Source organism: Nocardia cyriacigeorgica (assembly GCF_010858045.1).
GTDB lineage: Bacteria > Actinomycetota > Actinomycetes > Mycobacteriales > Mycobacteriaceae > Nocardia > Nocardia cyriacigeorgica_E.
The window spans coordinates 61,014-77,647 of sequence record NZ_JAAGVC010000011.1 but is presented as its reverse complement, the minus strand read 5'-3'; the positions used below and the strand labels follow the sequence as shown (position 1 = coordinate 77,647).

Below are 16,634 nucleotides of genomic sequence, written 5' to 3'. Positions count from 1 at the left end.
CTACGCCTGGGCTTCGCGGGCGGCGATGCGGCGCAGCGGCGGTTCGGTGCTCGGCGGCACCCGGCGGTCGGGTAGTTCGGCGAGTAATTGGGTGGTCGCGGCGGCGATCGCGGCGACGGCCTTGTCGACCGCCGGTTTGGTGGTGGAGCTCAGGCCGGTCAAGCCACCGACCTTGCGCACGTATTGCAATGCGGCGGCATAGATTTCCTGCTCGGTAGCGGCAGGCTCCAGACCACGCAAGACGGTGATGTTTCTACACATGAATGCACATTAGCCCTCCGGCGCCGCGCTCGGCAGGCCAAGAATTCGAAGATGTGAAAAACCTTTGAACGCGCTCGGTGAACCGGCCACCGAGAGGTCCCGGGCACCTAGACTCGCCCTATGCCTGCCCGCGGTCTACCGACGTTGACAACATTCCCGTACGAGGAGCTCGATCAGCGCGAGGACGACCACTGGTCCGGTGCGCAGATCACCGACGATCAACTGCGCGCGCTGGCCCTCGGTGCGTTCTATTCCGCCCGCTGGGACGCCTTCCACGACGAGCTGCTGCTCGGCCCCGAGCGCGAGCACCCACTCGGCGATCGCCGCGAACTGGCCATCGACACCCTCACCGGCGCCTGGGGCATCACCGACGGCACCGAGGCGCGCGCATCGATGGAACAGCTGCTCGACGGCATGCACGCGCCGCTGTACGCGCTGGTGCATCCACTGGTGATGGCATCCATCAATGCCAGTGAACGCGACCGTTTCGGGGAGCGCGCCGACCGGCACCGCGCCTTCCTGCGTCAGGTCGGATCGTTTCGGGGGATGGACAATCCGGAGGCGCTGGTCCGCGATTACGACATCTGGTCCCAGGCCATCAAGATCGGTTTCACCGAGCATCTTTCGCGCCCGCTGCCCGGCGATATCTACGCCTGGGATCTGGCGCGGGTGGTCGCGGTCGCGCGGATGGCGTTCACCGCGGGCTATCTGGACGCCGATATCGCCTGGAGCTACCTGGCGCGGGCCCTGCCGCTGGCGCGGCGGCGCTACCGCAACTGGCGGCAATTCGGCGATGCCTACCTGACCGGCTGGACCTACTGGCAGGCCACCGAGGATCTGGCCGTGCTCAAGGACGGCGGCGTCGACCGCAGGATGGAGCTGCTGCGGTTGTGGACCCGCCCGACGAGCCCGTGGCGGCGCATCGGCCTGAACTGAGGCATCGCCGCGGGCCCGATCGCATTCGGGCCCGCGTGCGATCGGCTGGCTACACCCCGGGCAGCGACCGCAGGATGCCGCGCCCGTACCGCTGGAATTGCGTGTCGTCGACCATGCCGAGCGAATGCCGCTCCACCAGCAGCTCCCACTCCGCGTACAGCTGGGCGGTGCCGGGATCGGCGGGCCCGGCCACGCCGTCGGCCGATTCCAGCCGGATCGCGAAGTTCACCGCGCAGGTGACGCGTTGGGTGTCGGCCCGATCGAGCCCGGTGAAATGCAGCGTCTGATTGCCGTCGTGCACGTCGATGCCGGTATCGGTGCGCAGGGTACCGATCTCGCCCGGCGCGCTCGCCGTGCCGTCGGTGCTGCGCGCCCACATGATGGCGGCGATGGCCAGTTCGTGGGCGTACCGCTCGCCGTTGCCGAGGGAGATGAACAGCAATCGCTGGGTGGTGGCGGCCAGTAGCCCCTGACCGTGCCCGGCCGGGGGATGGGCGACGGCCAGCGCCGTTTCCAGCACGTATTCATCGGCCGAGGCCAGCCGGTGCAGGGCGTTGATCGCGGATTTCGCTTCCTTGCGCGGCGCCATCCGGCGCACCGCGCGCTCCACATCGGCGCGGACGGGGCCGCCGGAATTCCATTCCGGAGCCGGCGGGGTCAGATCCGGCGCCGCGACATCGATGCGCTGGAAATCCAGGATCTGATCGTTGATCCGGTCGACGATCTCGACCGCGGCGGGCACGTCGTGCTCGGCGATCAACACCGGCAGCGGCGTGCGGTCCGCGGGCACACCGGTGAGGACGGGGGTGGGATATCGGAGGTAGATCTCGATGACGACCGCGTCGTCGGCGCGCCGGTTCAGGCGGACCTTGAGCAGGTCGGTCACCGGGACGTCGAGCACGCGCTCGCCGTCGGTGCCGGGTCGTAGGACGATCAGCCGCCCCCGGCCGTGGCGCACTATCGCTGTGGGTGTCCGTAGCTCGACTATGTCCATACCCCCTGCGCTCAATGTGGTTGGGGTGCTCTCGGCGGGGCACCGCACTGTGCCGTCGCTCACGATAGGCCGAACATGCCATGATTGTGACCACTCGGCACAAACCAGGCCGGAGAGATCGGGAACCACGGGCGTTGTCCGGCCGTTTACCTGTTGAACTCCCATCACCGGCCGAACTGCGCGATGTATCGGATAGACCGTACGCGGTAACGTGGCATGTCCGCATCCGTTCGCATCGCTAGGCAAAAACCGGAGACACCGGAAAGGACTGGCCGCCCGGCCGACGCTCTATGAACCGCAAGACTGTGTTTCGCACCCTGGCGATAGTCTCGGGCATTCTGCTCGTGATCTATCTGTTCAGCTATTTCGGCAACGACACGCGCGGCTGGAAGAACGTCGACACCTCGGTGGCGTTGAGCCAGCTCCAGGAACAGGGCAACGTCAAGAACGTTCAGATCGACGACCGTGAGCAGCAGCTGCGGATCGAGCTGAACAACGGCAACGAGGCCACCAGCGGCGAGACCAAGATCATCGCCAAGTACCCGGGTGGCAGCCAGACCGCCGCGCAGATCTTCGACGCGGTGCAGAAGTCCGGCGCCCCGTACAACACGGTGGTCAAACAGGACAGCTGGCTCACCCAGATCCTGCTGTTCGTGCTGCCGATGATCATTCTGCTCGGCCTGTTCATCTTCGTGATGTCGCGGATGCAGGGCGGTGGTCGCGGCGGCATGATGGGCTTCGGGAAATCGAAGGCCAAACAGCTGTCCAAGGACATGCCGAAGACCACCTTCGCCGATGTGGCCGGCGCCGACGAGGCCGTCGAAGAGCTCTACGAGATCAAAGACTTCCTGCAGAACCCGGTGCGCTACCAGGCGCTCGGCGCGAAGATCCCCAAGGGCGTGCTGCTCTACGGCCCGCCCGGCACCGGTAAGACGCTGCTGGCGCGCGCGGTCGCGGGCGAGGCCGGGGTGCCGTTCTTCACCATCTCCGGTTCCGACTTCGTCGAGATGTTCGTCGGTGTCGGCGCCTCCCGCGTGCGCGACCTGTTCGAGCAGGCCAAGCAGAACAGCCCGTGCATCATCTTCGTCGACGAGATCGACGCGGTCGGCCGTCAGCGCGGCGCGGGCCTCGGCGGTGGCCACGACGAGCGCGAGCAGACCCTCAACCAGCTGCTGGTCGAGATGGACGGCTTCGGCGATCGCACCGGCATCATCCTGATCGCGGCCACCAACCGGCCCGACATCCTCGACCCGGCGCTGCTGCGCCCGGGCCGCTTCGACCGCCAGATCCCGGTCGGCAACCCCGACCTGGCCGGCCGTCGCGCCATCCTGCGGGTGCATTCGCAGGGCAAGCCGATCTCCCCGGATGCCGATCTGGACGGGCTGGCCAAGCGCACCGTCGGTATGTCCGGCGCCGATCTGGCCAACGTCATCAACGAGGCCGCGCTGCTCACCGCCCGCGAGAACGGCTCGATGATCACCGGTGAATCGCTCGAGGAATCGGTCGACCGGGTGATCGGCGGTCCGCGCCGCAAGAGCCGCATCATCAGCGAGCACGAGAAGAAGATCACCGCCTACCACGAGGGCGGCCATACCCTCGCGGCCTGGGCGATGCCCGATATCGAGCCGGTCTACAAGGTCACCATCCTGGCCCGCGGCCGCACCGGCGGTCACGCGATGACGGTGCCGGAGGACGACAAGGGCCTGATGACCCGCTCGGAGATGATCGCCCGCCTGGTGATGGCGATGGGCGGCCGTGCGGCCGAGGAGCTGGTGTTCCACGAGCCGACCACGGGCGCGTCCTCCGATATCGATCAGGCCACCAAGATCGCCCGCGCGATGGTCACCGAATACGGCATGAGCGCGCGCCTCGGCGCGGTGCGCTACGGCCAGGAGGCGGGCGATCCGTTCCTCGGCCGCTCGATGGGCCAGGCCTCGGATTACTCGCACGAGGTCGCGGGCGCCATCGACGAGGAGGTGCGCAACCTGATCGAGGCCGCGCACACCGAGGCGTGGTCGATCCTCAACGATTACCGCGATGTCCTCGACGATCTGGCCACCGCGCTGCTCGAACGCGAGACGCTGCACCGCAAGGATCTCGAGCAGATCCTCGCCGCGGTCGAGAAGCGGCCGCGGATCACCGCGTTCAACGATTTCGGCGATCGCGTGCCCTCGGACAAGCCGCCGGTCAAGACCCCGGGCGAGCTGGCCGCCGAGCGCGGCGAGCCGTGGCCGCCGGAGCCGGTGGCGCCGTCGCTGCCCGCCGCGGCGACCGCTGCCCGCGAGCCCGCGCCGGCCAACGGGTACCCGCCCGCGGGCGGCTACCAGCCGCAACCGCAGCACGGCCGCCCGGCCCAGCCGCCGGCCGGCTATCCGATGCCGCAGCACCCCGGCTATCAGCGCCCCGGCCCCACGCACGGTTCGCGTCCCGATTACGGCGCTCCCGCCGGCTGGTCGGCGCCCGGCTGGCCACCGCGTGACGAGCCGCAGGAGCAGTCCGGCGACCGTGGTTTCGGTGCCTGGCCCGAGCCCGGCGAGGGCCGGCCCAGGCACGGCTACCAGCCCGAACGCGGTTACGACGACCGCGGCGGTTACGACGATCGGGGCACGTACCCCGACAACCCCGGTCCCGAGGGCGGCAATCGGGACTGGGACGGACCGAACGGCAGGGGTTGACCAGCGCCGATTACGCTCGATCCTCGGGGCCGGGCGCTGCGCCCGCACCCTGAGATTTGGAGGTGTCCTCGATTGTCGGCCAACGATCACAGCAACGGCCAAGCTCCCACCGTGTCCGCTCGGCCGGTGCTCGATGACCCGGGCCCGGAATTGAGCGATTCCGAGCTCATCGCGCTGCACACGGGCAAGCCCTTCGATCAGCCGCGCGCCGAGGCCGCGATCCGGGAGCTGCTGATCGCCGTCGGCGAGGACCCGGACCGGCCCGGCCTGATCGACACCCCGGCCCGCGTGGCCAGGGCGTACCGGGAGATGTTCGCCGGGCTCTACCTCGAGCCGGACGCCGTGCTCAATACGACCTTCGACGAGGAGCACCAGGAGCTGGTGCTGGTGCGCGACATTCCGCTGTACTCCACCTGCGAACACCACCTGGTCTCGTTCCACGGTGTGGCGCACGTCGGCTACATCCCCGGCACGCACGGCCGGGTGACCGGCCTGTCCAAGCTGGCCCGGCTGGTCGACCTGTACGCCAAGCGTCCGCAGGTGCAGGAGCGGCTGACCAGCCAGATCGCCGACGCCGTCATGCGCAAGCTGGATCCGCGCGGTGCGATCGTGGTGGTGGAGGCCGAGCATCTGTGCATGGCCATGCGCGGCATCCGCAAACCGGGCGCGAGCACCACCACGTCGGCGGTGCGCGGGCTGTTGCAGACCAACGCCGCCTCGCGCGCCGAGGCGCTCGATCTGATTCTGCGCAAGTGAGCCACGCACCGCAGCCAGGGGTCCGGCCGCGCGCCGGACGTTCCTGCGTGGTGATGGGCGTGGTGAACGTGACCGCCGATTCGTTCTCCGACGGCGGCCGCTACCTCGATCCCGAACTGGCCGTGCGGCACGGTATCGAACTGTTCGAAGCCGGCGCCGACATCATCGACGTCGGTGGCGAGTCGACCAGGCCGGGGGCGATCCGGGTCGACGCCGAGACCGAATCGGGGCGGGTGGTCCCGGTGATCCGCGGCCTCGTCGCCGCCGGTGTGCCGGTCAGCGTCGACACCATGCGTGCCCGGGTCGCCGAGGCGGCCATCGCGGCGGGGGCCTCGGTGGTCAACGATGTCTCCGGTGGCCGCGCCGACGCCGACATGGTGAAGTTCGTGGCCGGTGCGGATGTTCCGTGGATCCTCATGCATTGGCGGGCCGACGCCGACTACCGGCACACCGGTCCCGCCGACCACTACGACGACGTGGTCGCCGAGGTGCGCGCCGAACTGGACACCCAGGTGCGCCGCGCCGTTGCCGCCGGGGTGGATCCCGCCCGGCTGATCCTGGATCCCGGCCTCGGTTTCGCCAAGAACGCCGCACACAATTGGGCCCTGCTCGGTGCGCTGCCGCAGTTCGTGGCCGATGGATTCCCCGTGCTGATCGGCGCCTCGCGTAAGCGTTTTCTGGGCTCGCTGCTCGCCGACGAGTCCGGCCCGCGCCCGCCCGACGGCCGCGAGACCGCGACGGCCACCATCTCGGCGCTGGCCGCCCTGCACGGCGCCTGGGGTGTGCGGGTGCACGATGTGCGCGCCTCCCTCGACGCCATCGCGGTCACCGATGCCTGGCAGCGCGCGGCGGCCGCGACGGGAGTGGTGCGGTGAACGAGCCCGCAGGCGGGGCGCCGTCGCGGCGTGCGCGTGATCGCATCGAGCTGCGCGGGCTGCGCGTCTTCGGCCATCACGGCGTGTTCGACCATGAGAAACGCGACGGCCAGGAGTTCGTGGTCGACCTGACGGTATGGGTCGATTTCACCGCCGCGGCGGCCTCCGATGATCTGGTCGACACCGTCGACTACGGCGCGCTGGCCGATCTGGCGGTGAGCATCGTCGCCGGCCCGCCACGCGATCTGATCGAGACCGTGGTCGCCGAGATCGCCGATGCGGTGCTGGCGGGCGATCCGCGGATCGACGCGGTCGAAGTGGTCGTGCACAAACCGTCCGCGCCGATCCCGCACGCCTTCGCCGACGTCCGGGTGGTCACCAGCCGGGAAAGGGCGGCCGGATGAGTCGCGCGGTCCTGTCCATCGGTTCCAACCTCGGTGACCGGCTCGGCTATCTGCGCAGCGTGATCGACGGGCTCGGTCCCCGGGTGGTCGCGGTGTCACCGGTGTATTCGACCGCGCCGTGGGGCGGGGTCGAACAAGACGATTACCTCAATGCCGTTGTGGTGGTGGAGGATCCGGCCTTCGGCTGCATCGATTGGTTGCGCCGCGGGCAGGAATTGGAGCAGGCGGCCGATCGCGTGCGCGAAATCCGGTGGGGTGCGCGGACGCTGGACGTCGACGTGGTGTGGTGCGCCGAAGCCGGGCGGCCCTGTCGCAGCGACGATCCCGAGCTCACGCTGCCGCATCCGCAGGCTCACCGCCGGGCGTTCGTGCTGGTGCCGTGGCTCGCGGTGGAGCCGGACGCCGAACTCGACGTGGACGGCCGGATGTGCCGGGTGCGCGATCTGCTGGCCGGGCTCGAGGCCGCCGAACGTGACGGCGTGCACCGCACCGACCTGACCTTGACGCGCGGGGGAGCAGGCCAGTGCAGCAGCTGAAACCCACGCGCGCCCTTGATCTCACCGCGAACCTGCTGATCGCCGCGGCGCTGGCCTGGGCGGCCACCCGCATCGCCTACGGCAGCTTCCCGCCGATCTCCAGCTTCGCCGGAGCCTCGTTGTATCCGGTGGCCGCGATCGAGGTGGCACTCGGGTTCATCATCCGCGCCAGGGTCAACGAGCATCGCATCGGTGACGGGCCGCATCAACTGCATCCGATCACCGCGGCCAGGGCGGTGGCGCTGGCCAAGGCTTCGGCGCAGGTGGGCTCGCTGGCGGCCGGGGTATGGCTTGGCTTCCTCGTCTGGGTGTTTCCGCAGCGCGGCGATCTGCGCGCGGCCGACGCCGATGTGCCGGGGGCGTTGATCGGGCTCGGTGCGGCGGCGGCGTTGGTGGCGGCGGCGCTGTGGCTCGAATATTGCTGCCGCGCGCCCGACGATCCGACCGACGATCCAGCTACCACCTAGCTAACATGGTCGGGTGAATCACCACCCCGGAACCTGGGCCGCCGCGGTCATCCGAGCTACCCTGGCGGGCATGGTTTCACCCTCCCGTACCAGCAGCTCCCCCCGACGGCGGGACTATGCGGGAAAATTGTTCATCGGTGCACTGATTCTGCTCGGCCTGGTTGCCAGTATTTTCCTGATTTTCAGCGATAGCGTGCAATTTATTCGGATCGGCTTGGTCGCGGCGCTCTGGGCGGCGGTGCTCGGCGCCCTCGCGGCGACCAAGTACCGCAAGGAGTCGACCGTCGACAAGGCGAAGGTTCGTGACCTGCAGAAGGTCTATGAACTGCAGCTCGATCGCGAGATCTCGGCGCGGCGCGAATACGAGCTCGGCGTGGAGGCGCGGGTGCGCCAGGAAGTGGGTGCCGACGCCGCCGAGATGGCCGCGCTGCGGGCCGAGCTGACGGTGCTGCGGCAGAGTCTGCAGCGGCTGTTCGACGGTGATCTCCCGATGGATCGCCCCGCGCTGCACGCCGACGCCGTGCGCGTCCAAGAACTCACCGGCCGACCGGCCGGTTCGGCGAACGTTAACTCGTCGAATGCCGACGGCTGGGCCGGGCCGCAGCTGCCCCGCGATTCGGTGACCCCCGTCTACGACACCGATCATCCGCAGCCGCCGGTCTTCGCCAGCCCCTTCGACGATCCGGTGACCGCCGAGACCTCGATCATCACCCTCGACCACGAGGACGGCCCCGCTACCACGGCGAACGGCACCGCTGCCGACCCGTTCGGCGCGACAACCGGCTGGGCCGATGCGTTCGCCGAGACCCCGGCCGAGCCCGACGACAGCGCCGCGCCGTGGACGGCCGCGCAGGCATCCGGCGAGTCGACATTGGTGGGACCGCCCGCTCCCGCCGAGTTCCACGGTCAGGACATCGTCGGACCGCCCGCACCGGACACCTCGGGTTCGTCAGCCCAGCGGCTTCCGGCATGGTCGGCATCATCGGACACATCGCCGGAGCCGGAAACGGCCGACCCCGCCACGCGGGCCGCGGGCTCCAGTGCCGCGGAGAGCTCCACGGCCGCCACGTCCGCATCGAAGGACGATCCGGCGCCGACCAACGGCTCGGCCACCCCGGCAGCAGCGCCCACGCGCACCGCGCAATCCGGCCCGACCTTCGGTTCGGCCAGTTCACGGCGGCGCAGGCGGGCCGAATCGGAGTCGGGCGACGCGTCGTCCAAGCGGCTGTCGGTGGCCGAGATCATGGCGAATCTGCAATCCGAGCAGAGCAACCGGTCGAGCTGACTGCGGTGTAGATCACGGGGCCCGGCCATGGCGCATGGCGGGGCTTGCCCATATTCTCGTGACGTAACGTCTGGTACCCGCCGAGCGGGACTGGAACGACATCCGAGAGGACACTGTTGACCTCGCCAAGCGTGAATTCTGGCAACGCCGCGTCGGGACCCGATCCCGCGCCCGCACGACTGACGGTAGGAATCGTCTCGGCGGGACGCGTGGGTTCGGCCTTCGGCGTCGCGTTGGAACGCGCCGGACATGTGGTGTTCGGTGTGTCCGCGATCTCCGACGCCTCGGTGCATCGTGCGCGCACCCGGCTGCCCGAATCCAGGATTCTGCCGGTGGAAGAGGTCGCCGCCAGCAGCGAGCTGCTGATCCTCGCCGTGCCCGACAGCGAACTCGCCGGCCTGATCCGCGGACTCGCTTCCGCCGGCGTGGTGCGTCCCGGCACGCTCGTGGCGCACACCTCCGGCGCGAACGGCGTCGGCGTGCTCGCTCCGCTGACCGAACTCGGCGCTCGTCCGCTGGCCATTCATCCGGCCATGACCTTCACCGGCCACGACGAGGATCTGGCCCGGCTGGCCAATGCGTGTTTCGGCATCACCGCCGCGGACGAGATCGGTTACGCCATCGCGCAGTCTTTGGTGATCGAGATGGGCGGGGAACCGGTGCGGGTCGCCGAGGAACACCGCACGCTCTATCACGCCGCGCTCGCGCACGGTAGCAATCACCTGGTCACGGTCATCGTCGACGCGGTCGCCGCGTTGCGCGCCGCGCTGGACGGCCCCGGTCTGCTCGGCCAGCAGGTGGTCGACGACGCGCCCGGTGGCCTGGCCGAACGGCTGCTCGCCCCGCTGGCCTCGGCCGCCCTCGACAATGCCCTGCGCCGCGGCCAGTCCGCGCTGACCGGCCCGGTGGCCAGGGGCGACGCCGACGCGGTCGGCGCGCACCTGCGAGCGCTCGACGCGCTCGACGCGCGGCTGGCCGCGAGCTACCGTGCGCTGTCGTTGCGCACCGCCGAGCGGGTCGATTCCGATGCCGCCCTGATCGAACTGCTGGAGGAGCGTCGATGATGGATCCGAAACTTCGTGACGCTTATAGGCCCGGCGAAGTGAATGTGCTGCACGACCCGTCGGTGGTCGCGGCGGTGTCGAAGGCGCTGCGTGGCGTCGGCCGCACGGTCGGTCTCGTGCCGACGATGGGCGCGCTGCACGAAGGGCATCTCGAGCTGGTGCGTCGCGCCAAGCGGACCAACACGGTCGTGATCGTCTCGATCTTCGTCAACCCGCTGCAATTCGGTGCGGGCGAGGATCTGGACAAATACCCGCGCACCCTCGACGCCGACGTGGAATTGCTGCGCGCCGAGGGCGTCGACATCGTCTTCGCGCCGAGTGTGGCGGAGATGTATCCGGACGGCCCGCGCACCACTGTTCATCCCGGTCCGCTCGGCGCCGAACTCGAGGGCGGCACCCGTCCCACGCATTTCGCCGGCATGCTGACCGTGGTGGCCAAGCTGCTGCAGATCGCCAAGCCGAACGAGGCGTTCTTCGGCGAGAAGGATTATCAGCAGCTCACGCTGATCCGCCAGATGGTGCGCGACCTGAATTTCGATGTCTCCATCGTCGCCGTGCCGACCGTGCGCGAGGCGGACGGATTGGCGCTGTCCTCGCGCAACCGCTACCTCGATCCGCAGCAGCGCGACACCGCGACGGCGCTGTCGGCTGCCCTGGTGGCGGGCGCCCGCGCCGGCGGGGCCGGTCCCGAATCGGTGCTCGCCGCGGCCCGCGCCGTCCTCGACGCCGTGCCCGGCCTCGACCTGGACTATCTCGAACTTCGTTCGTCGAACCTCGATGTCGCCCCCGCCTCCGGGAATGCCCGGTTGCTGATCGCGGCCAAGGTCGGCGCCACCCGGCTCATCGACAACATGCCGGTGGTTCTCGGCGCGACGATCGACGGCCACCCCAATCCAAGCACCCCGCCCGCCCAGGTATCGGTATAGGAAGGCGACGACGATGTTGCGCACCATGATGAAGTCGAAGATCCACCGCGCCACGGTGACCCACGCCGATCTGCACTACGTCGGCTCGGTGACGGTGGACCAGGATCTGCTCGACGCCGCCGATCTGCTCGAAGGCGAGCAGGTCTGCATCGTCGACATCGACAACGGCGCCCGCCTCGAGACCTATGTGATCGCCGGTGAGCGCGGTTCGGGTGTCATCGGAATCAACGGCGCCGCAGCCCATCTCGTGCACCCCGGCGATCTGGTCATCCTGATCGCCTACGGGATGATGGACGAGCAGGAGCTGAAGGAGTACTCGCCGAAGGTGGTCTTCGTCGACGACCGCAACCGCCCGGTCGATCTCGGTTCCGACCCGGCGCACGCCCCCGAGGGCTCGGGCCTGCTCACACCGCGCGACCTGTCGTTCGTCTGACGGGCGCGGGGGAGCAGAGGATCGGCACATGCTGCTGACCATCGACGTCCGCACCACCAGCATCGAGCTCGGGCTGTTCTCCGGCAGCGGCGCGCACGCGAAACTGGCGCGGCACTGGCGCATCCACACCAACCCGTTGCTGACCGCCGACGAATTCGCCATGCAGGTGCGCGGGCTGGTCGGTGCGCATCTGGACGAGGTGGTCGGCGTCGCGGCGTTGTCCACCGTGCCGCCGGTGCTGCGGGAACTGCGGCTGATGCTGGACCGGTACTGGAATCACGTACCGCATGTGGTGGTGGAACCCGGTGTGCGGACCGGCATTCCATTGCTGGTCGACAATCCGAAGGAGGTCGGCGCGGACCGTATCGTGAACAGTCTCGCCGCCTACGACAAGTTCGCCACCGCGGCCATCGTCATCGATTTCGGGGTGTCGACCTGCGTCGATCTGGTCTCGGCCAAGGGTGAGTTCCTCGGTGGGGTGCTCGCCCCCGGGGTGGAGATCTCCACCGAGGCACTCATCGAACGGGCGGCGCTGCGCCGGGTCGAGCTGGCACGGCCGCGGTCGGTGGTCGGCAAGAACACCGTGGAGTGCATTCAGTCCGGTGCGGTGTTCGGCTTCGCCGGCCTGGTGGACGGCCTGGTCGACCGGATCCGCGATGACGTGGAGGCCTTCGCGGGCGATGACGTCGCGGTGGTGGCCACGGGAGCGGGCGCACCGCTGATCGTGCCGGAATCGGAGACCATCGAACATCACGAACCCCGGCTGACGCTGACCGGTCTGCGCCTGGTCTACGAGCGCAACCAACGCAACCGGCGCGCGTGAGCAGCGACTGTGGGGCAGGTCATCGGCAGTGCGCCGAGGTGGCTGCTACACTCATCGACGTGTATTTCCGCGTGAGCACCCAGGAGTGTTGTCGAGGCTGACCTGCCTCGACCGTTCGAGGCATTCGTAAAGTCCTCGACCGTCGCACACCTCCTGGAGATTCGCTCATGCGTTCTTCTGTTCTTTCCCTTCCGTCCGCCCGTGACACCCGCACGCTGAGCGCACGGGCCGCCAATCCCGTCCCGACCCGTTCGGTCGCCCCCGCCTTGCCCACCCGGCTGCGCCCGGCCGACCTGCTCCGGTTGACCGACGAAGGCGCCGAGGACGTACTGGCCGGCCGCTACGACCACCTACTACCCGCCGACGGCCGCTGGCCGACCGAGGAACGCTGGGCCACCCGCCTGCTGTCCGACGACGAGGTCGATGTGTGGCTGATCAGCTGGACCCCGGACCGCCACACCGAGCTGCACGATCACGCCGGCTCCATCGGCGCGCTCACCGTGCTCAGCGGCGCGCTGTCGGAATACCGTTGGAACGGAACCGAATTGCGTCATCGCACTTTGGTGGCCGGTGATCAGGCCTCGTTCCCGATCGGCTGGGTGCACGACGTCGTGCGCGCGCCCGAGCCGCCCGTCGCCGGCCTCGACGTGCCGGCGTCGGTCGCCGAATCGGTCGGTCCGCTGGATCCGACGCTGAGCGTGCACGCCTACTCCCCACCGTTGACCGCCATGTCCTATTACGAACTCACCGGGCACGGCGGCCTGCGCCGTACCCGCACCGTCCTCACCGACCAGCCCGAAGGTGATATGTGATGAGCCCGCAGACCATCGACCAGATGCTCGACGCCGCGCGCTCGCAATTGCGCAGGCTGTACGCCTTTGAATTGCCGCAGGCGCTCGAACGTGGCGCGATTCTGGTCGACATCCGACCGCAGGCGCAGCGAATTCGTGAGGGCACGATGCCCGGCGCCCTGGTGATCGAACGCAATGTCCTGGAATGGCGGCTCGATCCCACCAGCTCGGCTCGGCTGGCGCTGGCCACCGATCACGACGTGGAATGGATCGTGCTGTGCTCGGAGGGCTACACCTCCAGCCTGGCCGCCGCCTCGCTACAGCAATTGGGGCTGCATCGCGCCACCGACCTGGTCGGCGGCTACCAGGCGCTGAAGGCGGCCGGACTACTCACCGTGGCGTCGCGGGCGCCGCATTTCGCCCGTGAGGTCGCCGCCCTCGCCTCGCTGTAGAAATACCCACCTCAGCCGGGCCGGGAGCAGCCGGTCAGCAGGGGCGGGCGGGACGCAAAACGGTTTCCGGTGCACGCTAGGGTAGTTCAACGTGAGCACCCCCAACTCCCCTTCCTCCGGTAGCTCCGCGGCCTCGGCTCCCGCGGGCCGCGCCAACCGCCCCGTCGACGTCGATGACGTGCCGGAGCAGATGCGGATTCGCCGGGAGAAGCGGGAGCGCCTGCTCGCCGAGGGCGGGCAGGCGTATCCGGTCGTCGTGCCGCGCACTCATTCGCTGGCCGAGATCCGCGCCGAATATCCGGATCTGGCGCCCGACACCCAGACCGGCACCATCGTCGGTGTGGCCGGGCGCGTCATTTTCATGCGCAATACCGGCAAGTTGTGCTTTGCCACCCTCCAGGAGGGTGACGGCACCAAATTGCAGGCCATGATCAGCCTCAACGGGGTCGGGGCCGAGGCGCTCGCGGCCTGGAAGTCCGATGTGGACCTCGGTGATTTCGTCTTCGTGCACGGTGAGGTCATCTCCTCGCGAACCGGCGAATTGAGCGTGATGGCCGACGAGTGGAGCATGGCGGCCAAGTCGCTGCGCCCGCTGCCGGTCGCGCACAAGGAGATGAACGAGGAATCGCGGGTCCGGCAGCGCTACGTCGACCTGATCGTGCGCCCCGAGGCCAGGCAGATGGCCCGCACCAGGGTCGCGGTGGTGCGTGCGCTGCGCAACGCGCTGGAGCGGCGCGGATTCCTCGAGGTCGAGACGCCGATGTTGCAGACCCTGCACGGCGGCGCGGCGGCCAGGCCGTTCGTCACCCATTCCAATGCGCTCGATATGGATCTGTTCCTGCGTATTGCGCCGGAGCTGTTCCTGAAGCGCTGCGTGGTCGGTGGCCTCGAGCGGGTGTTCGAGATCAATCGCAACTTCCGCAACGAGGGCGCCGACTCCACGCATTCGCCGGAGTTCGCGATGCTGGAGACGTATCAGGCTTACGGCACCTATGACGACTCGGCGCGCATGATCCGGGAATTGATCCAAGAAGTGGCCGAGGAAGCCTTCGGCACCCAGGTGGTGACCCTCGCCGACGGCACCGAATATGACCTTCGCGGTGAGTGGGCGACCGTCGAGATGTATCCGTCGCTGTCGGACTCACTCGGCGTGGAGGTCACCCCGGAAACAACGATTCCGGAATTACTCGCGCTGGCCGAACGGGTCGGTTTGGAAATTCCGGAAGGCAAGGGCTACGGCCACGGCAAACTCGTCGAGGAACTATGGGAGCACCAGTACGGCGACAAGTTGTACGCGCCCACATTCGTGCGTGACTTCCCGGTCGAGACTTCTCCGCTGACCCGTCAGCATCGCGACAAGGCCGGTGTCACCGAGAAGTGGGACCTGTATGTGCGCGGGTTCGAGTTGGCCACCGGCTATTCGGAGTTGGTCGATCCGGTGATTCAGCGCGAACGGTTTGTCGATCAGGCTCGGCTGGCCGCCGCCGGTGACGACGAGGCCATGGTGCTCGACGAGGACTTCCTCGCCGCGATGGAACACGGTATGCCGCCGACCACCGGAACCGGTATGGGAATCGACCGCTTGTTGATGGCCCTCACTGGTTTGGGAATCCGGGAAACGATACTGTTCCCAATTGTGCGACCGGCCGCTCGCTGAGCGAACGGTTTGCACGTCTGAAGCTCGTCTTGGCATTTTTCGAATTAGAGGTATTCTTGCCTCGGGCAATCGGCCTAGTATGCGGGTCGCACGATTTCGAGAGGACGTTCATCTCATGGCAAAGAAGGTCACCGTAAGCTTGATCGACGATGTCGACGGTGAGTCCATCGCGGACGAGACCATCGAGTTCGGTATCGATGGTGTGTCGTACGAGATCGACCTGTCGGCGGCAAATGCGGCCAAGCTGCGGGAAGAGATGGAGCAGTGGGTTGCCAACGCTCGGCGGGTGAGCGGCCGGCGTCGGGTGAAGGCCGCGTCCACCACCGGTAGCACCACCAAGAGCCGCGTTCCGATGGACCGTGAACAAACCGCGGCAATTCGTGAGTGGGCGCGCCGGAATGGTCACAAGGTGCATGCCAGGGGGCGTATCTCGGCCGACATCACCGAGGCTTACAACAAGGCCGCCAAGAGCTAGTCGTAATTCGCGGCTGCCGCCGGGCGAATCGTGCGACGCCCCGGCGGCAGCCTTGTTCGTAGTGGCCGAGGCACGGCACCATGGATCTGTGCGCAGCACCGTATCCAGCAGAGTCGTGTCATCCCGTCGAGCTGGGGTCATGAGGTCGTGACAGCTTTCGTCGGATCAATCCTGCGCTACACCGACGCGGACGGGCATCGGCACGAGTACCTGCTGAATCCCGACCACCCGCGCGTCACCATCGGACGTTCCACTCATGCCGATCTGTCCCTGCGCTGGGACGCCGAGGTCTCGCGGCTGCACGCGGCCGTCGAATATCTGGGCGCCCAGTGGACCATCGTCGATGACGGCCTGTCCCGCAACGGCACCTTCGTCAACGGTGAGCGCCTGGTCGGCAGGCGCAGGCTGATGGCGGGCGACCGGATCCGGGTCGGCACCTCGCTGGTGTCGTTTCACGAATTCGGTGCCGTGGCCGACGACGCCACCCGCGCCTCCACCGGCACCATCCCCACTGCCCGCTCACTGACCGACACCCAGCGCGCGGTGCTGGTCGCGCTGTGCAGGCCCTACAAACACGGCGCCGGTTTCGCCACTCCGGCCTCCAATCAGCAGATCGCCGAGGAATTGTTCCTCAGCGTCGACGCCATCAAGACCCACCTGCGCGCGCTGTTCGCCAAATTCGGCGTCGAGGATCTGCCGCAGAACCAGAAACGGGTGCGCCTGGCAGCCCTCGCCATGCAGAGCGGACTCATCTCCGACCGCGACCTGTAGCCGGCCGTAGACGCTCGCTGATGGGTGCGAGCGTCTCGGCGATGGTCGCGCGG

General features: G+C 68.4%; 19 protein-coding genes. 17 read left to right on the top strand and 2 right to left on the bottom strand.

Annotated features, from left to right (window positions below; all coding sequences use genetic code 11):
- Positions 1 to 261, bottom strand: a complete 261-nt coding sequence (locus tag GV790_RS13245; protein WP_163813649.1) for a DUF2277 domain-containing protein — start codon at positions 259 to 261, stop codon at positions 1 to 3.
- A 120-nt stretch (positions 262 to 381) separates the two neighbouring features.
- Here GV790_RS13245 and GV790_RS13240 point away from each other — a divergent pair, with 120 nt between their 5' ends.
- On the top strand, positions 382 to 1,197 hold the full coding sequence (locus tag GV790_RS13240) for a DUF1266 domain-containing protein (RefSeq protein ID WP_163813648.1): 816 nt from the start codon (positions 382 to 384) through the stop codon (positions 1,195 to 1,197).
- A 49-nt stretch (positions 1,198 to 1,246) separates the two neighbouring features.
- On the opposite strand, the gene GV790_RS13235 is transcribed toward GV790_RS13240, so the two are convergent.
- The gene (locus GV790_RS13235; RefSeq protein ID WP_163813647.1) at positions 1,247 to 2,191 is read right to left on the bottom strand and encodes a hypothetical protein; all 945 of its coding nucleotides are present in this window, start codon (positions 2,189 to 2,191) and stop codon (positions 1,247 to 1,249) included.
- 290 nt (positions 2,192 to 2,481) lie between these two features.
- Here GV790_RS13235 and ftsH point away from each other — a divergent pair, with 290 nt between their 5' ends.
- The 16 genes from ftsH (at position 2,482) to GV790_RS13155 (ending at position 16,581) form a co-directional block, all read left to right on the top strand.
- Positions 2,482 to 4,866 (top strand): ATP-dependent zinc metalloprotease FtsH, encoded by a 2,385-nt coding sequence (gene ftsH, locus GV790_RS13230; RefSeq protein ID WP_163813646.1) that lies wholly within the window; start codon positions 2,482 to 2,484, stop codon positions 4,864 to 4,866.
- A 111-nt stretch (positions 4,867 to 4,977) separates the two neighbouring features.
- Positions 4,978 to 5,622 carry a GTP cyclohydrolase I FolE gene (folE, locus tag GV790_RS13225; protein WP_280210473.1) on the top strand — a complete coding sequence of 215 codons (645 nt, stop codon included), beginning with the start codon at positions 4,978 to 4,980 and terminating at the stop codon, positions 5,620 to 5,622.
- A gap of 53 nt (positions 5,623 to 5,675) precedes the next feature.
- Entirely contained in the window at positions 5,676 to 6,497 is an 822-nt protein-coding gene (folP, locus tag GV790_RS13220; RefSeq protein ID WP_163813711.1) for a dihydropteroate synthase, read from the top strand.
- The gene (folB, locus tag GV790_RS13215; RefSeq protein ID WP_163813645.1) at positions 6,494 to 6,901 is read left to right on the top strand and encodes a dihydroneopterin aldolase; all 408 of its coding nucleotides are present in this window, start codon (positions 6,494 to 6,496) and stop codon (positions 6,899 to 6,901) included. Before folP ends, folB begins: the two co-directional genes overlap by 4 nt.
- A complete protein-coding gene (gene folK / locus GV790_RS13210; protein ID WP_163813644.1) occupies positions 6,898 to 7,437 on the top strand; it encodes a 2-amino-4-hydroxy-6-hydroxymethyldihydropteridine diphosphokinase in 540 nt (179 codons plus the stop codon). The genes folB and folK overlap by 4 nt, the downstream gene beginning before the upstream one ends.
- On the top strand, positions 7,434 to 7,904 hold the full coding sequence (locus GV790_RS13205; protein ID WP_163813710.1) for a DUF3180 domain-containing protein: 471 nt from the start codon (positions 7,434 to 7,436) through the stop codon (positions 7,902 to 7,904). The genes folK and GV790_RS13205 overlap by 4 nt, the downstream gene beginning before the upstream one ends.
- A gap of 70 nt (positions 7,905 to 7,974) precedes the next feature.
- Positions 7,975 to 9,189 (top strand): DUF6779 domain-containing protein, encoded by a 1,215-nt coding sequence (locus tag GV790_RS13200; RefSeq protein WP_163813643.1) that lies wholly within the window; start codon positions 7,975 to 7,977, stop codon positions 9,187 to 9,189.
- 131 nt (positions 9,190 to 9,320) lie between these two features.
- Positions 9,321 to 10,253 carry a Rossmann-like and DUF2520 domain-containing protein gene (locus GV790_RS13195; protein ID WP_163813642.1) on the top strand — a complete coding sequence of 311 codons (933 nt, stop codon included), beginning with the start codon at positions 9,321 to 9,323 and terminating at the stop codon, positions 10,251 to 10,253.
- Complete coding sequence (panC, locus tag GV790_RS13190; protein ID WP_163813641.1) at positions 10,250 to 11,179, top strand: pantoate--beta-alanine ligase; 930 nt, start codon at positions 10,250 to 10,252, stop codon at positions 11,177 to 11,179. Before GV790_RS13195 ends, panC begins: the two co-directional genes overlap by 4 nt.
- Positions 11,180 to 11,192: 13 nt before the next feature.
- Positions 11,193 to 11,612 (top strand): aspartate 1-decarboxylase, encoded by a 420-nt coding sequence (gene panD / locus GV790_RS13185; RefSeq protein ID WP_014348711.1) that lies wholly within the window; start codon positions 11,193 to 11,195, stop codon positions 11,610 to 11,612.
- Between the two features lie 28 nt (positions 11,613 to 11,640).
- Positions 11,641 to 12,435 (top strand): type III pantothenate kinase, encoded by a 795-nt coding sequence (locus GV790_RS13180; protein WP_163813640.1) that lies wholly within the window; start codon positions 11,641 to 11,643, stop codon positions 12,433 to 12,435.
- A 167-nt stretch (positions 12,436 to 12,602) separates the two neighbouring features.
- A complete protein-coding gene (locus GV790_RS13175) occupies positions 12,603 to 13,247 on the top strand; it encodes a cysteine dioxygenase (protein ID WP_256673256.1) in 645 nt (214 codons plus the stop codon).
- Positions 13,247 to 13,678, top strand: coding sequence for a rhodanese-like domain-containing protein (locus GV790_RS13170; protein ID WP_163813639.1), 432 nt, complete (start codon positions 13,247 to 13,249; stop codon positions 13,676 to 13,678). The genes GV790_RS13175 and GV790_RS13170 overlap by 1 nt, the downstream gene beginning before the upstream one ends.
- A 190-nt stretch (positions 13,679 to 13,868) precedes the next feature.
- Entirely contained in the window at positions 13,869 to 15,335 is a 1,467-nt protein-coding gene (gene lysS / locus GV790_RS13165) for a lysine--tRNA ligase (protein WP_163813708.1), read from the top strand.
- A 115-nt stretch (positions 15,336 to 15,450) separates the two neighbouring features.
- Entirely contained in the window at positions 15,451 to 15,810 is a 360-nt protein-coding gene (locus tag GV790_RS13160; RefSeq protein ID WP_036532452.1) for a histone-like nucleoid-structuring protein Lsr2, read from the top strand.
- Between the two features lie 147 nt (positions 15,811 to 15,957).
- Positions 15,958 to 16,581: an FHA domain-containing protein gene (locus GV790_RS13155; RefSeq protein ID WP_163813638.1), complete on the top strand. Its 624-nt coding sequence runs from the start codon at positions 15,958 to 15,960 to the stop codon at positions 16,579 to 16,581.
- Positions 16,582 to 16,634 lie beyond the last annotated feature (53 nt).